Genomic DNA, 21154 nt, shown 5'->3' on the forward strand with positions numbered 1-21154 from the left:
TTTTTTGTCCGGGACAACGGCTAAGATGGATGCCATGACTAGCATGACGGATCCCCTCGAAAACGACCCGATGCGTGAGCTTTCCGGAGCAGGAACGTCCACTGCCACTATCGAGCGCGAGGAACTGCGCCAGGAAGTGGAGCCCGGTGACCGGGAACGGTTCTCCCACTACGTGCGCAAAGAGAAGATCATGGAATCGGCCGTGACGGGCGACCCGGTCATCGCACTGTGCGGCAAGGTGTGGACCCCCGGCCGCGATCCCCAGAAGTTCCCGGTCTGCCCCGAATGCAAAGAGGTCTACGAAGGCCTGCGTCCGGGCAACGACGGCGGCAAGGGCTCGGGCGACGATTCCGGCAAGTAGCCGGTGCTTCCTGCGGTCTCCTATTCGTTGAGGTGACCGTGCCCGGCCAGGGCAACAAATCACGGTGCGCTATTCCCTGCTGCGCGCGTCCCGTGACGTGATGATCGTGGTTACCGGACCAGTGCGGCTCTTCCGGAACAGATTGGTGTTTATGTTTATGTGTCTTTCGCTGACGGCTGCCGCAACGCGGGGAATTGAGGGCTCTGCGTGACGGAGACACTCTTTGGCGGGCCAACGCTGCCACCGGCCTACCCCGAACGGGCAGCGTGGGGAACCGCGCAGAAGCTCCGTGCCTGGCAGCAGGAGGCGCTTGACCGCTATTTTGCGACCGGCCCCAGGGACTTCCTGGCCGTCGCAACCCCCGGAGCAGGAAAGACCACCTTCGCCCTGCGTGTGGCCTCGATGCTGATCGAGGCCGGCACCGTGAACCGCGTGACCATCGTGGCGCCCACGGACCACCTGAAACGCCAGTGGGCTGATGCGGCGGCCCGGGTGGGGATCGCGATCGACCCCAACTTCAAGAACTCGGACGGGCAGCACGGCCGCGGCTTCATCGGTGTGGCGGTCACGTACGCCCAGGTGGCCAGCAAGCCCATGCTCCACCGTGCGAAGACTGAGGCTGCCCGGACCCTGGTGATCCTCGACGAGATCCACCACGGCGGCGAAGCCCTGTCCTGGGGTGACGGCCTCCGTGAAGCCTTTGATCCGGCAGCACGCCGCCTTTCGCTGACGGGAACGCCGTTCCGCTCGGACACTTCGCCCATTCCGTTCGTGGAGTACGCCGAGGACCGGGACGGCATCCGCCGCTCCAAAGCCGACTACACCTACGGCTACGGGAATGCCCTCCGTGACCACGTGGTCCGTCCCGTCATGTTCATGGCCTACTCCGGACAGATGCGCTGGCGCACCAGCGGCGGCGAGGAGATGGCCGCTTCCCTGGGCGAGACGGCCGTGACCAAGGACATCATTTCCCAGGCGTGGCGCACCGCCCTCAACCCTGCAGGCGAATGGATCCCGGCTGTGCTGGCCGGCGCGGACAAGCGCCTGAGCGAGGTCCGACGGACCGTGCCCGACGCCGGCGGCCTGGTGATCGCCACCGACCACGACGACGCCCGCGCCTACGCTGGCCAGCTGAAGAAGATCACCGGCGAATCGCCCACCGTGATCCTTTCCGACGATGCCAAGGCATCCAGCAAGATCGAGGAGTTCACCGCCAGCGAAAAGCGCTGGATGGTTGCGGTCCGCATGGTGTCCGAAGGTGTGGACGTGCCACGGCTTTCGGTGGGCGTCTACGCCACGTCCACATCCACGCCGCTGTTCTTCGCCCAGGCCGTGGGCCGATTCGTGCGTGCCCGGAAGCGGGGCGAGACGGCCTCCGTGTTCCTGCCCTCCGTTCCGCAGCTGACCGCGCTGGCGAACTCGATGGAGGCCGAACGGGACCATGCCCTGGACCGGCCGGAGAAAGAGGACGGCGACGGCCTGTTCAATCCGGAGGACTCGCTGATGGAGGAGGCCAACCGGGAGGACAAGGCCTCCGACAGCCTCACCAAAGGCAAGTTCGAGGCCCTGGACTCGCAGGCACTGTTCGACCGGGTGCTGTTCGACGGCGGCGAGTTCGGCACCGGCGGCGACATCGGATCAGATGACGAACTGGACTTCCTCGGCATCCCGGGTCTCCTGGACGCCGAGCAGGTGGGCACGCTGCTGCGCCAGCGCCAGCACGAACAGCAGAGCCGCAAGAAGCTCAGGTCCACGGAGCCGGTTGCCGCGCCGGCCGTGCCGGACCACCGGATGCTGATGGACCTCCGCAACGAACTGGCAAAGAATGTGGCTGCCTGGTCCGCCCGGACCGGAACGCCGCACGGCGTGGTGCACACCAAGCTCCGCACCGTCTGCGGCGGCCCGCCGGTGGCGCAGGCCAACGAGGAACAGCTGCAGGCCAGGCTGCGGAAGCTTCAGGACTGGTTCATCGGCCGCAAGTAGGGCCGGCCATCAGCGAACGGCCGGCTCAGGCCAGGTCCACGCCGCCCAGCTCCATTTCGGCGTAGGCGTCGTCGAGGTCGTCGGCGATCCCGGCCGTGAGGTCCCGGATCACCGTCACGGAGTAGCCTGCCTGGACGGCATCCAGGGACGTGGCCATCACGCAGTAGTCGGTGGCGAGGCCCACGATCACTACGTCTTCCACGTCATGGCTCTGCAGCCAGTCGTCCAGGCCGATCGCATCCTCGTCGGCGAATGAACTGGCGGTGAACGCCGCCGCGTCGTCCGGCAGCGGCAGGGCGCCGGGCTTGCGGTCACCTGTGGGGACGGCGTCCTCGGGGGCAAGGATGCCCTCGAAACCGGAGTACGCGGCCGTGAACTGGCCCTTCTGGAAATAGGCCTGGATGTACTCGGTGTCCAGGTCCGGATGCAGTTCCGCGCCTTTGGTGCCGGCGACGCAGTGCGGCGGCCAGGTGTCAATGAAGTCGGGTTTCTCCGCGAAGTGCAGGCCGGGTTCGATGTGCCAGTCCTGGGTCGCGACGATGTGGTCGAACTGGCCGTGATGGGCGTCGACGTACTCGCTGATTGCCCCGGCGACGTCGGCCCCGCCCTTGACGGCGAGGGAGCCTCCTTCGCAGAAGTCGTTCTGGACATCAACAATGATCAGGGCGCGGGACATCAGTTCTCCTCAGTTTTCTTCGTAGAGAGTGGGGATGGCCGGTTCGCCGCGCTGCAGGCGGTTGACCACCGCGGGCAGTTCCGCCATGGAGTCCACGTGCCGCTGCCGGGCGCGGAACACGCCCTCCGTTCCGGTCCAGCCGGGGAGCAGCTCGCCGTTCTTGATGAACTGCTGCAGTAGCTGGCGGTCGTTGCCGTCGTCCTCGGGCCGGTGTCCCACCCCGACGATCTCCTGGGTGGCGACGCCCCGCTCGTTGAGCCGTCGCAGCGCGTACTTCCGGCCGCCCTTGCTCGCCTTGTTCTTAGCGGCCTTGGCCACCGAAACGAATTCCCCGGCGTCATCCGTGCGGCTGACGAGTTTGTACACCATGCTCGCAGTCGGGGCACCGGAACCGGTGACCAGCGAGGTGCCGACGCCGTAGGAATCAACCGGTGCCGACTGCAGTGCTGCGATGGCGTACTCATCCAGGTCCGAGGTGACCACAATCTTGGTGTTCTCGTTGCCAAGGTCGTCCAGCAACTGCCGGACCCACTGGGCCTGCGCCACGAGGTCCCCGGAGTCCAGCCGGACTGCCCCCAGCTTGGGGCCCGCAAGGTCTACGGCCGTACGGACGGCCGTTTCGACGTCGTACGTGTCCACCAGCAGCGAGGTTCCGGTGCCGAGCGAGGCGATCTGCGCCTCGAACGCTTCCCGTTCGGTGTCGTGGAGGAGCGTGAAGGAGTGGGCGGCGGTGCCCACGGTCTTGATGCCGTAGCGCCTCCCGGCTTCCAGGTTGGAGGTGCTGTCGAAGCCGGCGATGACGGCTGCGCGGGCGGCCGCGGCCGCGGATTCCTCCTGGGTTCGCCGGGAGCCCATTTCGATGCAGGGACGGGTGCCTGCGGCAGTGATCATCCGGGACGCTGCGGAGGCGATGGCGCTGTCGTGGTTGAGCACCGAGAGAATGTACGTCTCCAGGATGCAGGCCTCTGCGAACGTTGATTCCACAATCAGGATGGGGGAGTGGGGGAAATATGCTTCGCCCTCCGCATAACCCCAGATGTCGCCGGTGAAACGGAACCCGGCCAGGTAGTCCAGGGTTTCGGCGTTGACCACTCCGGTGCTCCGGAGGAAATCCAGCTCAGGGCCGCCGAAGCGGAAGTCCGCGATGCCCTCCAGCAACCTGCCCGTTCCGGCCACGATCCCGTAGCGGCGGCCGTCCGGAAGCCGGCGGGCGAACGCCTCAAACACCGACTTCCGGTGCGCGGCGCCGGAATGCAGGGCCGCCTGGAGCATGGTCAGCTCATAATGGTCGGTGTACAAAGACGTGCGGGGATGGTCCCAGCCAGCAGAGGTACTCACGAATTCACTCTAGTCCCCACCGGCTCCCACGTCTCGCTTCGCTTCGCCGCGGGGCCCTCGCCGGCGTGGGCCCATCATCGCCCTAGAATGGACAGATGACCTTAAGCGTTGCGCTCGGCCCTGACACCCAGGAGAGCACCCAGACCGGAACAGTGACGTCCACCGACGCCCTGACGGCCCCGGACATTCCCTGGAACCTGGTGATCTGGAATGATCCCGTCAATCTGATGAGCTACGTGAGCTACGTCTTCCAGAGCTACTTCGGCTATTCGGAGCCCAAGGCCAACAAGCTGATGATGGAGGTCCACAAGAAGGGACGTTCCATCGTGGCGCACGGCAGCAAGGAACAGGTGGAGCAGCACGCCGTCGCCATGCATGGCTTCGGCCTGTGGGCAACGGTGGAGAAAGCCACCGGTGGCGGCAAAGACGGCGGATCCGGCAAGGGTAAAGGCAAACGTGGCTAAGGCATTCAAATACGGGCTCAAAGGCATTACCGGCTACCTGGAACCCGCGGAACGGGAACTGCTGCGCAGCCTGATTGACGACGTCATCTCCATGCTCGAGCCGGCAGAAAGTGCCAGCGAAGATCCGCTGACCGCCCTGATCGGGCTGGACATGAATGTCCAGGAACCGTCGGACCGCGCGCTGCGGCGGCTCCTGCCCAACGTGACCAAGAACGACGACGCCGCCTCCCTGGAGTTCCGCCAGCTCACCGAACGCTCACTGCGGGAAAACAAGATCGGTGCCCTGCGGGCGGCGGCGCTGGGGCTGGACACCAACGACGTGGTTCTTTCGCCCGCCGATGCCCGGCTCTGGTCCCAGGCGCTCAACGACGTCCGGCTTGTCCTGGCCGAACGGCTGGACATCCGGGACGACGCCGACGCCGACCACGTCCACACCATGCAGGACTGGTCCCAGGCCGAAGACGTGGAAAGCTACCTGGCGCTGGTGTACAACTTCACTACGTGGCTGCAGGAATCACTGGTGCAGGCCATGCTCCAGTCCATGGAATCGCGCGGCTGACCGGAAGCGTGCGCCCCCGGCGGCCCGTCACGCAAGTGTGACCCATCCGACATGAGTCGGACGACACAATGTGATGGCCGCACCAACAGGGAAGCCCTATCCTCGAATAATCATGACAACAGCCTCGAGCACGGATCCGGCAGCGGGAGCTGCGGCGGATTCCCCAGCGACCAGCACGGACAACAGCCCCATGGGCTCGCGGCCTATCGGCATCTTCGACTCCGGAGTCGGAGGGCTGACGGTGGCGCGGTCCATCATCGACCAGCTGCCCAACGAGTCGATCCTCTATGTGGGCGATACCGCCAACGGCCCGTACGGACCCCTGCCCATCGCAGAGGTCCGGGCCAACGCCCTGGGCGTGATGGATGAGCTGGTCGATTCCGGCGTCAAGCTGCTGACCATCGCGTGCAACTCCGCCTCCGCCGCCGTGCTGCGGGATGCCCGTGAACGGTACACGGCGCGTTACGGGATCCCGGTCATCGAAGTGATCCAGCCGGCCGTGCGCCGGGCCGTAGCCGCCACCCGGAGCGGGCGCGTGGGCGTCATCGGGACGTCCGCGACCGTGGGCTCGCGCGCCTACGAGGACACCTTCGCCGCCGCCCCGGACCTGCACATCACGTCCGTGGCATGCCCGGCGTTCGTCAGCTACGTCGAAGCCGGCGTTACCACCGGTCCGGAACTGCTTGCCGTCGCCCGGGAGTATCTTGAACCGCTCCGCGCGGCAGGCGTGGATACCGTTGTCCTTGGCTGCACGCATTACCCGCTGCTCACCGGAGTCATCTCGTACGTCATGGGCGAGGACGTCACGCTGGTCTCGAGCGCGGAGGAAACAGCCAAGGACGTTTACCGGGCACTCGTCTCGCACGATCTGCAGCGGACACTCGAGGCGCCGCCGCAGCACCACTTCATCGCCACCGGGGAGGCCGGCCAGTTCGAAACCCTGGCCAGGCGCTTCCTGGGCCCGGAAGTGCTCAGTGTGCGGCACGTGGACCATGTCGCCGCGCAGTACCCCACAGGCAGCCTGGCAAAAATAACGCCGGAGATGATCGCGGCCGCCCAGGCCGGCGCCGCCCGGCCGCGGCTCTCGAACTTCGTCAGCGGATCCGCGGCCGGAGGTTCCCGCCTGTGAAGCTGACCATTGTTGGCTGCACCGGGTCCTTCCCGGGCCCCGGCTCCCCGGCGTCGTGCTACCTGCTCACCGCACACGACGGCGAGCGGACCTGGAAGATCGTGATGGACCTCGGCAGCGGGGCGCTCGGTGCAATCCAGCGGTACACGGACCTGGAGGACATCGACGCGATCTTCCTCACGCACCTCCACCCGGACCACTGCATGGACCTGTGCGGCCTCCATGTTGCTGTGCGGTGGAAGCCCGGCGGCTGGGGACGTGACCGGATTCCGGTCTGGGGCCCTGCCGCCACGGCGGACCGCATGGCCACGGCGTACGGGCTGGAGCTTGACCCCGGCATGCACGAGGAATTCGACTTCACCAACTGGATTGAACGGCAGTCCGTCACAGTCGGTCCGTACACCGTGACGCCGTTCGCAGTGAACCACCCCGTGGAGGAGGCCTACGCCCTTCGGGTGGAGGTCACCGAACCGTCCGCCAACGGCGTTCCGGTCACCCGGGTGCTTACCTATTCGGGGGACACGGACTCCTGCGCCGGGCTGGAAGAGGCCGCGAAGGACGCGGATCTGTTCCTGTGCGAGGCCGCCTTCGAGGAAGGCCGCGACGACGACATCAAGGACGTGCACCTGACCGGCAAGCGTGCCGGCGAGGCCGCAGCCGCCGCCGGGGCGCGCCGGCTGCTCCTCACCCATATTCCGGTCTGGACGTCGCAGACCAAGGTGATGGCCGAGGCCAAGCCGGTGTTCAACGGCGACGTCGCGGTTGCCGTGGCCGGAGTCCACTACACGGTCTAAGGCTTCCGGCCGGAGTGTGCCGGTTTACCAGCGCGTTTTGACCGGTGTCCGGCGGGACCGCGCGGGTCGATAAGCTAAAGGCATGACTTCTGAAGCAATTGCCACCCCCGTCATTCGTGCCGACGGCCGTACCCCTGATCAGCTCCGCCCGATCAGCATCACCCGCGGCTGGTCCAAGCAGGCCGAAGGCTCGGCCCTGATCGAATTCGGCAACACCCGGGTGCTGTGCACGGCTTCCCTGACCGAAGGCGTGCCGCGCTGGCTCAAGGGGGAAGGCCGCGGCTGGGTCACGGCCGAATACGCCATGCTGCCCCGGGCCACCAACACCCGCTCCGACCGCGAGTCCGTCAAGGGCAAGATCGGCGGCCGCACCCACGAGATTTCCCGCCTGATCGGCCGCTCGCTCCGTTCCATCATCGACACGAAAGCCCTCGGCGAGAACACCATTGTGCTGGACTGCGACGTCCTGCAGGCCGACGGCGGCACCCGCACCGCCGCCATCACCGGCGCCTACGTGGCGCTTGCCGAGGCCATCCGCTTCGCCCGCGAAAACAAGATGATCTCCAAGAACGCGCAGCCCCTCATCGACACCATCGCCGCCGTGTCCGTCGGCATCATCGATGGCATCCCCATGCTGGACCTGCCGTACGTTGAGGACGTCCGCGCGGAGACCGACATGAACGTCGTGGTCACCGGGTCCGGAAAGTTCGTGGAGGTCCAGGGGACGGCCGAGGGCGCCCCCTTCGACCGCGACGAGCTCAACCAGCTGCTGGACCTGGCCCTGCTGGGCACCGAACAGCTCGCGGCCATCCAGCGCGAAACGCTGGCGGAAGCCCCGTGACGGAGAGCGTCCCCGCACCGGCTCCCGTGCTGGTCCTTGCCACGCACAACAAAGGCAAACTCCGCGAACTGCGGGAGCTGCTGCGCGGGCAGGTTCCAGGGCTCGACGTCGACACGCAGGTTGTGGACGCCGGCGCCGTCGGCGCGCCGGACATCGCCGAGACGGGCGTGACGTTTGCCGAGAACTCCCTGCTGAAGGCCCGCGCAGTCGCCGAGGCAACCGGCCTGGTGGCCATAGCCGACGACTCAGGACTTGCGGTGGACGTCCTGGGCGGCGCACCGGGAATCTTCTCGGCGCGGTGGAGCGGCCGGCACGGAGACGACGCCGCCAACCTGCGGCTCCTCCTCGCCCAGCTCGCGGATGTTCCGGATGAATACCGCGGGGCCGCCTTCGTCTGCGCGGCGGCTCTCGCCGTTCCGGACCGGGCAGCGGATGGTGGCGGACGCGAGGTGGTGGAGTACGGCCAGCTTGAGGGCTCGCTGCTGCGCGAGCCGCGGGGGGAAGGCGGCTTTGGCTACGATCCGGTGCTGCAGCCCAGCGGCCTTGACCGCAGCTGCGCCGAACTGAGCCCGGAGGAAAAGAACGCCATCAGCCACCGCGGCCAGGCATTCAGGGCGTTGCTGCCGGCCATCGTCGAGGCACTGGCGGAGCATCACCGGCGGAACCAGGCCTAGCCTCAGGACCAACGACGCCTCAGGAACAACGACGCCTCAGGAACAACGACGAAGGCGCCCCACACTGGTGGGGCGCCTTCGTCGTTATCCGTGTGCCTGGCTTTCCGCAAGCCGGAGCTACATGTTTGTCTTGCGCTCGTCTTCGGCTTCGTGCTCTTCGATGAACTCGTCCACGGCGTCCGTGCCGAAGTGGGCGGCCTGGCGCTTGGCGGACAGCCCGCGCAGGACTTCGATGCCGATGGGGATCACGGAGGCCAGCACGATGACGATGAAGATGATGTCCAGGTTGTCGCGGACCCACGGCACCCGGTCGCCCAGCAGGTAGCCGAGGAGCGTGACTCCGCCGCCCCACAGCACGGCGCCGATGACGTTAAAGAGGAAGAACTTCCGCTTGCTCATCTGCGCGACGCCCACGATCACCGGAACGAAGGTGCGGATGATGGGGACGAAGCGCGCGAGGATCAGTGCCTTGCCGCCATGCTTTTCAAAGAAGGCGTGCGCGCTTTCCACGTTCTCGCGTTTGAACAGCTTCGAATCCGGCTTGTTGAAGATCGCCGGTCCGGCCTTGGAACCGATGAGGTAACCGGTCTGGTTTCCCACGATGGCCGAGACGATGATCAGCGCGGCAAAGAGCCAGATGTTGAACTTGATGGTGTCAGTGGCCACCAGGAGGCCCGCCGTGAAAAGCATGGAATCTCCGGGCAGGAAGAATCCGATCAGCAGGCCCGTCTCCGCGAAGATGATGCCGCAGACCAGCAGCACAACCCAGGGGGCAAGTGCCGGGTCGGCCAGGAAAATCTGGGGGTTGAGCCAGTCAGGGAGGAACGAGGCCAGGTGCGGCTGCACGGGTCCCGCACCCCCGAGGGTGGACACGGCAAAGTCACTCATCGCATGTAGGTTCACCCCTCAAGGTTACTGGACCTCCGGCGACGGACTGTGCCCGGCGGACCCCGGCGTGACCATCGACACGCACGACAGGCGGGGCAACGGTACCGGGTCCCGGGCGGGCCGACGGTAAAGTTGACGCGTGGGTTTGGACTTTACGGCGATCGACTTCGAGACAGCCAACGGCTTCCGCGGTTCGCCGTGTGCCGTTGGGCTCAGCAAGGTCCGTGGCGGGGTGGTGGTGGAGGAAGCCTCGTGGCTGATGCGGCCGCCCGAAAACCATGACCGGTTCGACTACCACAATGTGCGGATCCACGGCATCCGGCCCGAGGACGTTGCCGGCCTGCCGCGCTTCGGCGAGCTCTTCCCCGAAATCGGCGCATTCATCGGGGGAGACGTGCTGGCGGCGCATAACGCCGCATTCGACCTGGGCGTGATCCGCTCCGCGCTGGAAGTGTCCGGCCTGCCGGGCCCTGCCTACGACTACGCCTGCACGGTGATGCTCTCACGCCGGTGCTATTCGCTCGTCTCCAACTCGCTGCCCTACGCGGCCGAGGAAGCCGGCGTCCCGCTGGTCAACCACCACGACGCGGCAGAGGACGCCAGGGCGTGCGCGGGCATCCTGATCGACATTGCGCGGCGGAACGGCGCCGGCAGCATCGCCGAACTCTTTATGTCACTTGGACTTGCTCTCCCGCATCAGCAGGCGTTCGATCCGGCCCGCGACGGCCTTTCGAAGGCAACGCTCACTGCCCTGGGGGCGGCCGGCGGCAACGGAGCCGCGCCGGTGCGGGCGTTCAAACCGGGCTGGCCCGAAGAAGGGGCCAATCCTGTGCCGAACACCGACGCCGAGCCCGGTCATCCGCTGTTCGGGCAGACGGTGGTGTTCACGGGCGAACTGGCCATGCCCCGGCCCGACGCCAAGGTCCTGTCGGCCGAGTTTGGCGCGCAACCCGAAAGCAGGGTGACCGGCCGGACCACGGTGCTGGTGGTCGGCGACGGCTTTGTGGCGTCCGATCTTCGCTCCGGCCGCCTGACGGGCAAAGCCAGGCGCGTCCTGGAGCTCCACGAGCGTGGCCAGCGCATCGAGGTGCTGTCCGAAGGCGAATTCCTGCAGATGGTGGGCGGCCAGGTTCCGGCAACCGCAGCGCTGCTCTAGCCGGGGCGTTGGCTCCGGGCGCCGGCTTCCGCACGAAGCTGCAGCGGGTCATACGGCGCAACAATGCTTCCGGTGCCGGAGGGCGCCTCCTAGCCTTGCACCATGGTCAAACTCCGAGTCACCGACACTACAGCTGACACTTCCGCTGACGCGAGCCCGGGCAACGGCAGCGTGGTTGCGGCGGGAAGCCGGCGCGCCGGCGTCGACTGGCGCAAGGTGTTCGAATTCCCCAACCCGGTCAACGAGTATGCCGCCCGGATCACCGCCGGCCTGGTGGTGGTGCTGGCCGCCGTCACCCTGCTGACAGGCTGGGGATGGGGACTGGCCGTCATCGCCGCCGGTTTCTGGCTGCGCGTGCTGTTCGGCCCCCGCATTTCGCCCCTGGCGCAGCTCTCCGTCAAGGTCCTGGCACCGCGCCTGGGCCGGGCAAAGCTGGTCCCCGGCCCGCCCAAGCGCTTCGCGCAGGGCATCGGGGCGGCGATATCAACAGCCTCGGCACTGCTCTTCGCGGCAGGGCTGGCACCCGCCGCCTGGATTCTCCTGGCCGTGCTGGTGCTGGCAGCCTCGCTGGAAGCGTTCGCGGGGTTCTGCCTGGGCTGCGCGATCTTCGGTTTCCTTCAGCGCCGCGGACTCATTCCGGCGGAAATCTGCGAAGCCTGCAACAACGTCAGTTTCAACCGACCGTAACCGTGATCAGCTGCCCGGCCATTCCCCGGATGACCTCCGGGGCTTCGAGGGCTGCCAGCCAATCGGCCGGAAGGCATTCCTCGCCGTAGAAGGCGCCCAGGATGTTCCCGGCGATGGAGCCGGTGGAGTCGCTGTCTCCGCTGTGGTTCACTGCCAGCACAATGGCGTCACGGAAGTGCGCCTCGGGTTCAATGCCGGCCGTCTCCGGTGTCACCTGCCGTGCGGGCGCAGTGGCCAGCACCGCGTATAGGGCGACGGCGAGGGCCTCCTCGGCCACCCAGCCTTCTCCCAGCTCGCGGACCAGGTCTTCCGGACTGAGCAGTTGGCCGGTGGCCGCCCCGGCCACCGAACCTTCCGCGAGCTGAAGGGCCCGCTCCAGCCGGTCAAGGAGCGCCGGCTCGGCGTCGGCCTGGCCCCGCGTATGGTTGAGGGCGAATTCGGCCGCTTCAAGGAGACTTTGGCCACTCATGAGGGCGTGGATCAGGAGGCTGAACGCTCCGGCGCTCTGCCGGGCCGAACGGTGCCCGTGGGTCAGTGACGCCGCGTCCGAGCTCAGCTTGTAAACCGCCTCGGCAGGGACGTGCGGAATGAGGCCAAACGGCGCCGAGCGCATCACGGTGCCGCATCCCTTGGAATCAGGATTCACCGGTCGGTACACCGTGCCCATTTCGCCGGTGGCCAGTCCGCTGAGGCAGGCGTTTCCGGGAGCGCGCCGGTGCTTCAGGGCTGCCTGGGCGTCAATCCAGCGCGGTTGCGGGACCGGTGCAGACGGCGGGACTGGCACCCCCTGCGTCGCGAGCCACCGCAGGTAGGCAAGCCACACGCAGGCGTTGGCGTCGGCGGCCGTCCCGTCGTTGGCCCACTCCAGCGCCTCTACGAGGCCGTCAACCGTGTAGAGCGTCATCTGCGTGTCGTCCGAGAAGTGGCTGCCGCCGTCGAGCGTTGAAAAATCCTGGAGCCCTGCGGGACCGAAGCGGCTCCGGATGGTGGAAATATCATCGAATTCCACGGCGTAGCCAAGGGAATCGCCCAGGGCGCCGCCCAGCAGGCAGCCATGGATCCGGGACTCGGGCGTCGGCGCCGTCCGGCGGAAAGGTTCAGTGCTCATGTCAGTAAATTTACCCCGGGCAGGTCACGCTCGGGTGCGCGGGCAGCCGCGCAGTCGCAACGGCAGGCGCCCGCCCGCTAAGCTCGGATCCAGCAAGCGTCCAGACTCAATTGGCAGAATACGTCGGACAGTACATTGCCGGGTGCACCGCCGCCCGCACGCGCACCGGAATCACCGGCTGCGCACCGAAGCAAAGGATCTTCCCACACATGACCTCCCCTGTGCCTGCACACCTGACCTCACGTCCCGATTTGCACGCCGCTCCGGAGGCCTTCAAACCGGGGCTTGTGGCCCGTTTGTCAGCCGAGGCCTTTGGCACCCTGTTCCTGGTGATCGCTGGGCTGGGCGTCCCGCTGTTCACGATTCCGCAGTCCAACCCGCTGCCCGCTTCCCTTGCCACGGGACTGGCCGTCACCGCGGCCATGCTCGCGTTCGCGTACATTTCCGGCGGTCACTTCAACCCGGCCGTGACGCTGGGCAACGCCATCGCCGGCCGCATCAGGCTGCCGGAAGCCGCGGCGTACCTCGGCGCGCAGCTTGTTGGCGCCCTCGCCGGAACCCTTGCACTGTTCGGCGTCCTGCGGACTGTCCCCAAGATCGAGGACACCCGCGCCGCTTTTGACACCGTGACCGCAGGCTTCGGCGAGCATTCCATCATCCAGGCGCCCATGGCCGGCGTCCTGCTCGTCGAGGTCCTGGGTGCGGCCCTGCTGGTCGCCGTCTTCCTCGGCACCACGGCTGCGCGCAACACCAACAAAGCCGCCGCACCCTTCGCCGTGGGACTCACGCTGGCCGTCCTGCTGCAGCTTGGCCAGGCAGTGGGCAACACCCCGTTCAACCCCGCCCGGGCAACTGCGTCAGCCATCTTCAGCAACACCTGGTCCCTCGAACAGCTGTGGCTCTTCTGGGTGGCGCCGCTGGTGGGTGCCGCGATCGCCGGCCTCGTCTTCCGCGGCTTCGCCGAGACGCCGGCGGTGCCGGCCCGAACGCACGCCGGGGACGGCTTCGCACTGGACTCCGACGACGACGGTCTGGACGACGACCTGGACTCCGACGGCCTTGACTCCGACAACCTGGACTCCGACGACCTTGACTCCGCGCAGCGGCCTTCGGCCCGTGCAGCTGACCCGCGCACGACGGCGGCACAGTCGAAGTCCGACGCCGCCGTCGTCAACGACGACGCCCGCGACTTCTTCGACGGCAAGCGCGGACAGTAGTTGCCCGCCCTGCCGTGTCTGTTCCGCAATACTGTCGGTACCCGCGGATAGCTTAAGAACATGCGGTTATTGCACACTTCCGATTGGCACCTGGGCAGGTCGTTCCACGGCGTTGGCATGCTGGACGCCCAGCAGCGCTTCATCGACCAGCTGGTCGATTTCGTCCGCGCGGAACAGGTGGACGTCGTCCTGATCGCCGGTGATGTCTACGACCGTGCCCTGCCGGGGGTTGACGTGGTGCGCCTCCTCGACGATGCCCTGGTGCGGCTGACGGACGCGGGAGCGCAGGTGGTCCTCACCAGCGGCAACCACGATTCCGCCATCCGCCTCGGCTTCGCCTCACGGCTGCTGGAACGCGGGGGAGTGCACCTGCGGACCCGGCTGGCCGAACTGGACGTTCCGGTGCTGTTTCCGCTGGACTCTTCGGCTGACGGTCCCGTGCTGGCCATCTACGGCATTCCGTGGCTCGAGCCCCGGCTGGTCGCCGAGCAGCTGGGCGTTGAGCCCGCGAGCCACTTCGAAGTGACACGCGCGGCCACCGGGAGGATCCGGGCTGACGTGGGCGCCCGGGCCACGGGCAGGCAGGTCCATTCCGTGGTGCTGGCCCACACTTTCGCGAGCGGCGGCATCAGCTCGGACAGCGAACGGGACCTGAGCATCGGCGGAGTCGGCGCCGTTCCGCTGGACCTGTTCGACGGCTTCGGTTACACCGCGCTGGGCCACCTCCACGGCAGGCAGTCGCTCTCGCCAACGGTCCGGTACTCCGGATCGCCGCTCGCCTACTCGTTCTCCGAGGCAAAGCACCGCAAGGGAGGCTGGCTGATCGAAGCGGATGCCACGGGCATCACCGAGGTCAGTGAGGTCCTGTGGGACGCCCCGCGCCCCCTCGCCGTACTGCGGGGCACGCTGGACCACCTGCTCTCAGCAGAGGAGCATTCCTGGGCCGAGGCCGCCTATTGCCAGATCACCCTGACGGATGCCCAGCGTCCCGCCCAGGCCATGGACAAACTGCGGGCCCGCTTTCCGGACACACTGGTTCTGGGCTTCGATCCCGAAGGCGCGGCTGCCGACGCCAGGACGAGTTACAGCAGCAGGCTCGCCGCGGCGGAGGACGATCTTTCCATCTGCTGCGGCTTCCTCGAACACGTTCGCGGCCGAAGCACCGACGACGCGGAAGCTGCCGTCCTGGGGGAAGCCCTCGAAGCCGTACGCCTGGAGGAGATGTCACGATGAGGATCCACCGCCTCGAAATTTCCGCGTTCGGCCCCTTCGCAGGCACCGAGCACATCGACTTTGACCGGCTCAGCGCGCACGGACTCTTCCTGCTGAACGGGGCCACCGGCGCCGGCAAGACCAGCGTGCTCGATGCCATCTGCTTTGCCCTCTACGGATCCGTGCCGGGCGCACGCCAGGAAGGCAAGCGCCTCCGCAGCGACCACGCCGATGCCTCCGCCGAACCACGGGTCACGTGTGAGTTCTCCGCCAAGGGCAGGCGCTTTGAAGTGTCACGGATCCCTGCCTGGAACAGGCCCAGTGCACGGGGCAGAAACGGATTTACGGAGCAGAAGGCCAACACCCTGCTGCGCGAACGCGTCGACGGGCAGTGGATCGAGAAGTCCGGCCGGAACGATGAAGCCGGAGCGGAAATAAGCTCGGTGCTGGGTATGGACCGGGACCAGTTCACCCGGGTGGTCATGCTGCCGCAGGGCGACTTCGCCGCGTTTCTCCGGTCGAAACCCGCGGACCGGCTCGACCTGCTCCAAAGCCTCTTTGGCACGCAACGGTTCGAAGCCGTCGAACAGGAACTTGCCCGCCGGGCCGCCGATTCCCGTGCGGAGGTCGCCGGCCTGAACACCCAGTTGGACTTCCTGCTGGCACAGGCCCGGTCCGAAGCGGCGCCGCCGGAACAGGACCTGCCTGGCGCCCTCCCGCAGCCGGAGGCCCCGGAGGAACTCCTTGACTGGCTGCAGGAGTCCGTTACGGCCAGGGCAGCGGCATTGCAATCCGCAGCTGAACAGGCGGAAGCGCAGCGCACCGGGAGCGCCAAACGCCTCGAGGCGGCCGCCGCCCGCGCCGCCCGCCAGGCGAAACTCTCAGCAGCAGAACGGCGGCGGGACGCCGCAGACGCCGCAGCCCCCGAGCTCGAGGAAAAATCTGAGCGCCTTGGCCTGCACCGCAAGGCCGAAGTCCTTGGTGGCCAGCTTCAGGCCATGGACAGGGCCGGGGACGCCGAAGAGCGGGCTGCCAGGGCGATGGCCGCGGCGGCCGACGAACTGCATGCGGCGGTACTTCTGGACCCGGAGCTTGTTGCCCTTTCCGCCGCCGCCGGCCAGGGCGAACCGCTTTTCGAGGCTGAAGTACTGCGCAGCGAGCTCACCCGCCTGAGGTCCCTCCGCGCCGTGCTCGAGGAACGCCTGCCTGACGAGGCCAGGCTGGACGGGGTGGTGGTCCGCAGGACCGAACTTCAGGCGACGTTGAAGCAGCTGGGGCAGGCAAGCCGGGCGGGCGCGGCGGCCCTTGATGCACTGCGCGACGAGGCTGCCGCGCTGCAGCAGCGGGTGCAGCCCCTTGAGGAGCTCGCTGCGGAGGCCCAGCTGCGGACGAAGGAAGCCGCGGCCGCAGAAGAACTCGTGGCCATGGTCAGCCGGCACACCGCAGCGGTCCAGGTATGTTCCGGCGTTGCGGAACGGCACCGCCTGGCCCGGGATGACCACCAGAACCACCGTCAGCGCTGGCTGGATCTGCGGGAAGAACGGCTCGCCAATGCCGCTGCGGAACTCGCTTCCCAGCTGCTGCCGGCCGAGCCCTGCCCGGTGTGCGGGAGCCCCGAGCATCCGTCTCCCGCGCCCGCGGCCACGGCGGCGTTGGCCGTTGCTGAAGCGGAACGGGGCGCCCAGGAAGCCTGCGAGGCAGCAGAAGCGGTCCTTGCGTCACTGGAGACCGAACTTGCCAACGTGCGGCAGCAGGTCGCTGTCCTGGCGGCCCAAGGCGGCGACACCCCGCCGGAGGAAGCCCGCGCCGACGCCGCCCTGGCGAAGGAACGGGCGGACCAGGCCATCCTGGCTGCCAGGGAACTCGCTGCGGACCGGGAACGGCAAATGGAACTGGGCGAGCAGATCGCCGCTGCCGAATCGACGCAGGCGGCCACTGAGTCCCGCATCGCGAAAACGGAATCCACCCTTCTGGAGGTCCTGGAACAGGCCGACGCCCTGGAGGGGGCGCTGCGCAAACTGCGTGCCGGCTACCCGACCCTTGGCGGCCGCATCACATCCCTGCGTGGAACAACGGCGCTCCTGGAACGAACAGATGCAGCGCGGACCGGTCTCGAACAGGCCCGGCTGCGGGCCGCGGACGCAGGCCAGCAGCTGGAGCAGGCGCTCCCGGACTCCGGCTTCGAATCCGTGGAGGCGGTGCGGTCAGTCCTGCTGCCCGCCCCGGACGCGGCCGTGCTCGAAGCAGCCATCCGCGCCGGCCAGGACGAGGCCGCGCGCGTCGCGGAACTCTTCGCCGGTGAGGAGCTCACCCTGGCCGCCCGGGAGCTGGCAGCGGACGGCCCGGTGGAGACCGCGGAGCTCGAACTGCTCCGCGCCGAGGCTGCTGCCGCTGAACGAACCGCCAGGCAAGCCGTCGTGGGCGCAGGCCTCGCGGACAAGTCAGTGCTGACCGTCCGGCGGATCGCGGCGGACTATGCCCGGCTCGCAGCTTCGGGCCAGGGACCCAGGGAACGTGCAGCGCTGCTGACCGCCGTGTCCGAAGCAGCCCGCGGCGCCGGGGACAACACCTACCGCATGAGCCTGAGCAGCTACGTGCTCGCCGCCAGGCTTGAGCAGGTAGCCATCGCCGCCTCGGAGCGGCTGGTCGGCATGAGCGACGGCCGCTATACCCTGCAGCACACGGACGCCAAAGCGGCCCGCGGAGCCAAATCCGGCCTGGGACTGGAGGTCGTGGACCAATGGACCGGCCACCGCAGGGACACCGCCACGCTGTCCGGCGGCGAATCATTCATGGCCTCGTTGGCCCTGGCCCTGGGTCTCGCCGATGTGGTGCAGCAGGAGTCCGGCGGAGTCGACATCGAGACACTCTTCGTGGACGAAGGTTTCGGCAGCCTCGACGAACAGGCCCTTGAACAGGTGATGGACGCCCTCGAGGGGCTCCGGGACGGCGGCCGCGTGGTCGGGCTTGTGAGCCACGTGCCGGAAATGAAGCAACGCATCAACACCCAACTGCAGGTGGTCAAGGGTCGGAACGGCTCCACCCTTCACATTTCCGACGACGCCGTGGCATGACCCGCAGGCACGCGCCGGGTCCTCGTTCACCGCATTGAGGCCTCGGCTACAATTGAAGAGTTACCGGGTCGCGCGCATCGGGAGGAGGGACGATGCGCACTCTTGAACGAACCCGGAATAATGACTCCTTCAACGTCTTTGCAGGCATCTGCCGCAACATCATCGGCCGCGGACACCGCACACCCCGCCCCTCATTCTGAGCAGGATCTCCCGAACCCGCCTTCGCCGACGGGTGGCCGCTACGCCCGGCTCCCTTTGCTGGCCGGCAGGGGATTCATCCCGCTGGGACTCTTCGCCCGTCTTCCCCTGGCCATGCTGACAGTGGGCGCCCTGACCCTGGTTACCGCGGTCACGGGCTCGTACGCCGTGGGCGGAGCAGCAGCCGGAGCGGTGGGCATCGGCTCCGCGCTGGGGGCACCTGTCCTCGGTGCGTGGGCGGACCGCCTGGGCCAGCGGCCCGTGCTGCTGTTCGCCGCGATTTTCAATACCGCCGCCGTGGTGGGCCTGATCCTCACGGCCTATCTCGTCCCGTCAGGCCGGGACCTGGCGGACGCAGTACCCGTCCTTGCAGCGGGTTTCGTGGCCGGAGCGAGCTGTCCCCAGGTGGGTCCCCTTGCCCGAGTCCGGTGGATGGCCCTGACCGCCCGGGGCAGCAGGGCGGGCAACGCACAGGACCTGGACGCCGCCCTGTCCTACGAAAGCACGGCGGATGAACTGACCTTCGTCCTCGGCCCTGCGTTGGTGGGCATCCTTGCCAGCCTGATCGCCCCGTGGCTCCCGCTTGCCCTCGCCGCCGCCCTGACCATCACCCTGGTTCCTGCGTTCGCCGTCCACCGCACGCACCGTGCGGTACCCCTGAGCGTGCGCCGCCGGCGTGGCACTCCCGCGGCTGCTGGCCCCGGCCCCGCCGGCTCTCCGGCTGCTGGCATCCGGGGCGCGGGCATGGCGGCCGTAGCCTTGCCCGTCCTGGCCATGGTGTGCATGGGAACATTCTTCGGTTCCACCCAGACCGGGCTGAGTGCCTTCTCCGCGGGCTTCGCCACCGCCGAAATCGCCGGGCTGCTGTACGCCGTCATGGGGCTGAGTTCCGCCGCGGCTGCGCTGAGCGTTGCCTACTGGCCCCAGCGCTTCACGCTGTCAGCACGCTGGATGGTCAGCGCCGTGCTGATGGCCGGCCTCGCCGTGCTCCTCCTGCTCCCGGCCTCGGTGCTCCCGATGGTATTGGTTCTGCTGGTCCTGGGACTGCCGGTGGGCCCGCTGATGGTCACCGTGTTCGCCATCGGCGGGGTGGTGGCTCCTGCCGGGCGCCTGGGAACGGTCATGACAGCCCTCGCCAGCGGCATTGTCGCCGGCACGGCTCTGGGGTCCTCCATCGCCGGACAACTGGCGCAGCACCAGGGGTATTCCGCAGCGTTCCTCGTACCGGTGTGCGCCGCAGCGGCGCTGTTCCTGCTCGGGGCGGCCGCCGCCGTCGTCATCCGCCAGCGCCGGACGGCGACGCCGGCAGCCGCTGGGTAGGGCAGCCGGCCAGGCGCGTTACAGCAGTTGCTTCTCGATGCGGGCCGCGCTCGATGTCAGGGCGGACGCCACCTCGGCAGGATCCTGCGTTGAGCGGATATAGACGACGGCGACCGATGCGGGGCGGCCGCCCGGCACGTTGATGGGGGCGGCCAGCGATGAAACCCCGGCGATGACTTCGTCGTGGCTTGCCGCGTAGCCGCGTTTCCGTGCTTCCGCCGCCTCGGCCCGGTAGGGGATATCCGGTGCCAACAGCTTCCAGTCCTGTTCCGTGAGCGCCGACTGGATGGCGATGCCCGGGGCTCCGGCGCTGATCGGGTGCCGCGAGCCGGGGTGCTGGACCACTGTCGCGGACGAGTGCCTGGGCTCCACCGTCACGAGGGTGATGCAGTCCTGGTGGTCCCACACCGCGATAAAGGCGGTCATGTTCAGGCTGTTGGCAAGTTGGGTCAGCTCAGGCAACGCTGCAGACTGCAACGTGCGTGAAACCCCCCTCGCCAGGACGGCCAGGCCCGGGCCGGGCTGGACCCTGCCGGCGTCGTCCCGGACCAGGAGTGAATGGTCCTCCAGCGTGCGCAGGATCCGGTAGGCCACGGAACGGTGGACACCCATGGCGTCCGCGAGTTCCGCGATGGTGAGTGGCTGCGCGGCTTCGGCCAGGATTTCCAGCGCGCGGATGCCGCGCGAAAGGGTCTGGGAGGGAGAAGCCGGCGCGGGCGCAGCCTGTGCGCCGGCGCCTGCGGTCTGAGTCATGCAGTCCATCCTAGGCCGGGATCTGTGGCGCCCTGTCCGCAGGGTCTTGTGTTGCGTCTCACTTTGGGCTAGCGTTCCATATGGGAACTATAAGTTCAATTATAGAACAATTCAAATATAGAACAGCCAGTCCAAGGGATCAATGATGATTGCCAGGCCCCGCCCGGGAGAGGCTCCCGAAGCCATGGGCAGAACACCCGCCCCGCGGTCCCACCATTTCCGCGGGAGCCTCGGCAGGTTTGCCACCGGAGTGGCGATCGTGACGTTCGACGGCGTCACCAAGCGCCACGGCATCACCGTCAATTCGTTCATGTCCGTGTCCATGGAGCCGCCCCTGGTCCTGGTCGGTATTGCGCGGACCGCCAAGGCGCATGATGAGCTGGCCGGCCGTCCGTTTACCGTGAACATCCTGGGCGCCGAACAGCGGCAGCTGGCCATGCACTTCGCCGGCCGCCCGGGGCCCGAACCCCGGTGGGTGGAAGGCGGGACAGCGCCGCGGCTGTCCAGCGTCCTCGCCTACTTCGAGTGCACGCCATGGGCGGAGTACGACGGCGGCGACCACACCCTGTATGTCGGCGAGGTGGTGGATTTCAATTACCGCAACGGAGACGCCCTGGCTTTCGCCAACAGCGCCTTCACCACCATCCCGGAGAGCCAGTTGGGCATGGAGGACCTTCTGTAGCGCTGCCATCCCCGAACCCTGGGGGCCACTGATTAACCCG

20 protein-coding genes are annotated in these 21154 nt (G+C 67.7%); 15 read left to right on the top strand and 5 right to left on the bottom strand.

The genetic code is table 11. The features are described from left to right. Positions 1-25 precede the first annotated feature (25 nt). Positions 26-361 carry a DUF3039 domain-containing protein gene (locus AC1DRE_RS04520; protein WP_104172362.1) on the top strand — a complete coding sequence of 112 codons (336 nt, stop codon included), beginning with the start codon at positions 26-28 and terminating at the stop codon, positions 359-361. A 207-nt stretch (positions 362-568) separates the two neighbouring features. Further along, entirely contained in the window at positions 569-2344 is a 1776-nt protein-coding gene (locus AC1DRE_RS04525) for a DEAD/DEAH box helicase (protein ID WP_104172363.1), read from the top strand. A 25-nt stretch (positions 2345-2369) separates the two neighbouring features. Here AC1DRE_RS04525 and AC1DRE_RS04530 read toward each other — a convergent pair whose 3' ends face one another. Both AC1DRE_RS04530 and AC1DRE_RS04535 read right to left on the bottom strand, forming a co-directional pair. Beyond that, positions 2370-3020 carry an isochorismatase family protein gene (locus AC1DRE_RS04530; protein ID WP_476983512.1) on the bottom strand — a complete coding sequence of 217 codons (651 nt, stop codon included), beginning with the start codon at positions 3018-3020 and terminating at the stop codon, positions 2370-2372. 9 nt (positions 3021-3029) lie between these two features. Next, positions 3030-4358, bottom strand: a complete 1329-nt coding sequence (locus AC1DRE_RS04535; protein ID WP_476983513.1) for a nicotinate phosphoribosyltransferase — start codon at positions 4356-4358, stop codon at positions 3030-3032. Between the two features lie 95 nt (positions 4359-4453). Between AC1DRE_RS04535 and clpS the strand changes: the two genes are divergently transcribed. From clpS to rdgB, 6 genes are all read left to right on the top strand, one after another. Continuing rightward, the gene (clpS, locus tag AC1DRE_RS04540; protein WP_028270073.1) at positions 4454-4822 is read left to right on the top strand and encodes an ATP-dependent Clp protease adapter ClpS; all 369 of its coding nucleotides are present in this window, start codon (positions 4454-4456) and stop codon (positions 4820-4822) included. After that, positions 4815-5381 (top strand): DUF2017 domain-containing protein, encoded by a 567-nt coding sequence (locus tag AC1DRE_RS04545; protein ID WP_104172367.1) that lies wholly within the window; start codon positions 4815-4817, stop codon positions 5379-5381. Before clpS ends, AC1DRE_RS04545 begins: the two co-directional genes overlap by 8 nt. 112 nt (positions 5382-5493) lie before the next feature. Continuing rightward, positions 5494-6510 carry a glutamate racemase gene (murI, locus tag AC1DRE_RS04550; RefSeq protein WP_476983514.1) on the top strand — a complete coding sequence of 339 codons (1017 nt, stop codon included), beginning with the start codon at positions 5494-5496 and terminating at the stop codon, positions 6508-6510. Then, a complete protein-coding gene (locus AC1DRE_RS04555) occupies positions 6507-7304 on the top strand; it encodes an MBL fold metallo-hydrolase (protein ID WP_476983515.1) in 798 nt (265 codons plus the stop codon). Before murI ends, AC1DRE_RS04555 begins: the two co-directional genes overlap by 4 nt. 82 nt (positions 7305-7386) lie before the next feature. Then, entirely contained in the window at positions 7387-8145 is a 759-nt protein-coding gene (gene rph / locus AC1DRE_RS04560) for a ribonuclease PH (protein WP_104172370.1), read from the top strand. Beyond that, on the top strand, positions 8142-8819 hold the full coding sequence (gene rdgB / locus AC1DRE_RS04565) for an RdgB/HAM1 family non-canonical purine NTP pyrophosphatase (protein WP_476983516.1): 678 nt from the start codon (positions 8142-8144) through the stop codon (positions 8817-8819). The genes rph and rdgB overlap by 4 nt, the downstream gene beginning before the upstream one ends. 117 nt (positions 8820-8936) lie before the next feature. Here rdgB and AC1DRE_RS04570 read toward each other — a convergent pair whose 3' ends face one another. Next, positions 8937-9707 (bottom strand): VTT domain-containing protein, encoded by a 771-nt coding sequence (locus tag AC1DRE_RS04570; RefSeq protein ID WP_476983517.1) that lies wholly within the window; start codon positions 9705-9707, stop codon positions 8937-8939. A 139-nt stretch (positions 9708-9846) separates the two neighbouring features. Here AC1DRE_RS04570 and AC1DRE_RS04575 point away from each other — a divergent pair, with 139 nt between their 5' ends. Both AC1DRE_RS04575 and AC1DRE_RS04580 read left to right on the top strand, forming a co-directional pair. After that, complete coding sequence (locus AC1DRE_RS04575; protein WP_104172373.1) at positions 9847-10863, top strand: 3'-5' exonuclease; 1017 nt, start codon at positions 9847-9849, stop codon at positions 10861-10863. Positions 10864-10965: 102 nt separating this feature from the next. Next, on the top strand, positions 10966-11550 hold the full coding sequence (locus AC1DRE_RS04580; RefSeq protein ID WP_476983518.1) for a DUF4395 domain-containing protein: 585 nt from the start codon (positions 10966-10968) through the stop codon (positions 11548-11550). Here AC1DRE_RS04580 and AC1DRE_RS04585 read toward each other — a convergent pair. Beyond that, on the bottom strand, positions 11537-12658 hold the full coding sequence (locus tag AC1DRE_RS04585) for an ADP-ribosylglycohydrolase family protein (RefSeq protein WP_476983519.1): 1122 nt from the start codon (positions 12656-12658) through the stop codon (positions 11537-11539). The two genes, AC1DRE_RS04580 and AC1DRE_RS04585, sit on opposite strands and share 14 nt — an antisense overlap. 209 nt (positions 12659-12867) lie before the next feature. On the opposite strand from AC1DRE_RS04585, the gene AC1DRE_RS04590 reads away from it, so the two are divergent. The 4 genes from AC1DRE_RS04590 to AC1DRE_RS04605 all read left to right on the top strand — a co-directional run bounded on the left by AC1DRE_RS04590 (position 12868) and on the right by AC1DRE_RS04605 (position 19679). Continuing rightward, positions 12868-13875 (top strand): MIP/aquaporin family protein, encoded by a 1008-nt coding sequence (locus AC1DRE_RS04590; protein WP_476983520.1) that lies wholly within the window; start codon positions 12868-12870, stop codon positions 13873-13875. Positions 13876-13935: 60 nt separating this feature from the next. Continuing rightward, positions 13936-15108: an exonuclease SbcCD subunit D gene (locus AC1DRE_RS04595; RefSeq protein ID WP_476983521.1), complete on the top strand. Its 1173-nt coding sequence runs from the start codon at positions 13936-13938 to the stop codon at positions 15106-15108. After that, complete coding sequence (locus AC1DRE_RS04600; RefSeq protein WP_476983522.1) at positions 15105-18161, top strand: AAA family ATPase; 3057 nt, start codon at positions 15105-15107, stop codon at positions 18159-18161. The genes AC1DRE_RS04595 and AC1DRE_RS04600 overlap by 4 nt, the downstream gene beginning before the upstream one ends. 120 nt (positions 18162-18281) lie before the next feature. Then, positions 18282-19679 (top strand): MFS transporter, encoded by a 1398-nt coding sequence (locus AC1DRE_RS04605; protein WP_476983523.1) that lies wholly within the window; start codon positions 18282-18284, stop codon positions 19677-19679. An 18-nt stretch (positions 19680-19697) separates the two neighbouring features. Here AC1DRE_RS04605 and AC1DRE_RS04610 read toward each other — a convergent pair whose 3' ends face one another. After that, positions 19698-20432: an IclR family transcriptional regulator gene (locus AC1DRE_RS04610; RefSeq protein WP_476983524.1), complete on the bottom strand. Its 735-nt coding sequence runs from the start codon at positions 20430-20432 to the stop codon at positions 19698-19700. A 184-nt stretch (positions 20433-20616) separates the two neighbouring features. On the opposite strand from AC1DRE_RS04610, the gene AC1DRE_RS04615 reads away from it, so the two are divergent. Continuing rightward, the gene (locus AC1DRE_RS04615) at positions 20617-21114 is read left to right on the top strand and encodes a flavin reductase family protein (RefSeq protein ID WP_476983525.1); all 498 of its coding nucleotides are present in this window, start codon (positions 20617-20619) and stop codon (positions 21112-21114) included. Positions 21115-21154: the final 40 nt, after the last annotated feature.

This window comes from Arthrobacter sp. P4_H3, assembly GCF_056400885.1.

What these genes read in the sequence shown, in the direction of transcription:
- AC1DRE_RS04520 (WP_104172362.1), top strand. Translation starts at nt 26, where the DNA reads ATGGATGCCATGACTAGCATGACGGATCCCCTCGAAAACGACCCGATG.
- AC1DRE_RS04530 (WP_476983512.1), bottom strand. Translation starts at nt 3,020, where the DNA reads ATGTCCCGCGCCCTGATCATTGTTGATGTCCAGAACGACTTCTGCGAA.
- clpS (WP_028270073.1), top strand. Translation starts at nt 4,454, where the DNA reads ATGACCTTAAGCGTTGCGCTCGGCCCTGACACCCAGGAGAGCACCCAG.
- murI (WP_476983514.1), top strand. Translation starts at nt 5,494, where the DNA reads ATGACAACAGCCTCGAGCACGGATCCGGCAGCGGGAGCTGCGGCGGAT.
- rph (WP_104172370.1), top strand. Translation starts at nt 7,387, where the DNA reads ATGACTTCTGAAGCAATTGCCACCCCCGTCATTCGTGCCGACGGCCGT.
- AC1DRE_RS04570 (WP_476983517.1), bottom strand. Translation starts at nt 9,707, where the DNA reads ATGAGTGACTTTGCCGTGTCCACCCTCGGGGGTGCGGGACCCGTGCAG.
- AC1DRE_RS04580 (WP_476983518.1), top strand. Translation starts at nt 10,966, where the DNA reads ATGGTCAAACTCCGAGTCACCGACACTACAGCTGACACTTCCGCTGAC.
- AC1DRE_RS04585 (WP_476983519.1), bottom strand. Translation starts at nt 12,658, where the DNA reads ATGAGCACTGAACCTTTCCGCCGGACGGCGCCGACGCCCGAGTCCCGG.
- AC1DRE_RS04590 (WP_476983520.1), top strand. Translation starts at nt 12,868, where the DNA reads ATGACCTCCCCTGTGCCTGCACACCTGACCTCACGTCCCGATTTGCAC.
- AC1DRE_RS04595 (WP_476983521.1), top strand. Translation starts at nt 13,936, where the DNA reads ATGCGGTTATTGCACACTTCCGATTGGCACCTGGGCAGGTCGTTCCAC.
- AC1DRE_RS04600 (WP_476983522.1), top strand. Translation starts at nt 15,105, where the DNA reads ATGAGGATCCACCGCCTCGAAATTTCCGCGTTCGGCCCCTTCGCAGGC.
- AC1DRE_RS04605 (WP_476983523.1), top strand. Translation starts at nt 18,282, where the DNA reads ATGACTCCTTCAACGTCTTTGCAGGCATCTGCCGCAACATCATCGGCC.
- AC1DRE_RS04610 (WP_476983524.1), bottom strand. Translation starts at nt 20,432, where the DNA reads ATGACTCAGACCGCAGGCGCCGGCGCACAGGCTGCGCCCGCGCCGGCT.
- AC1DRE_RS04615 (WP_476983525.1), top strand. Translation starts at nt 20,617, where the DNA reads ATGGGCAGAACACCCGCCCCGCGGTCCCACCATTTCCGCGGGAGCCTC.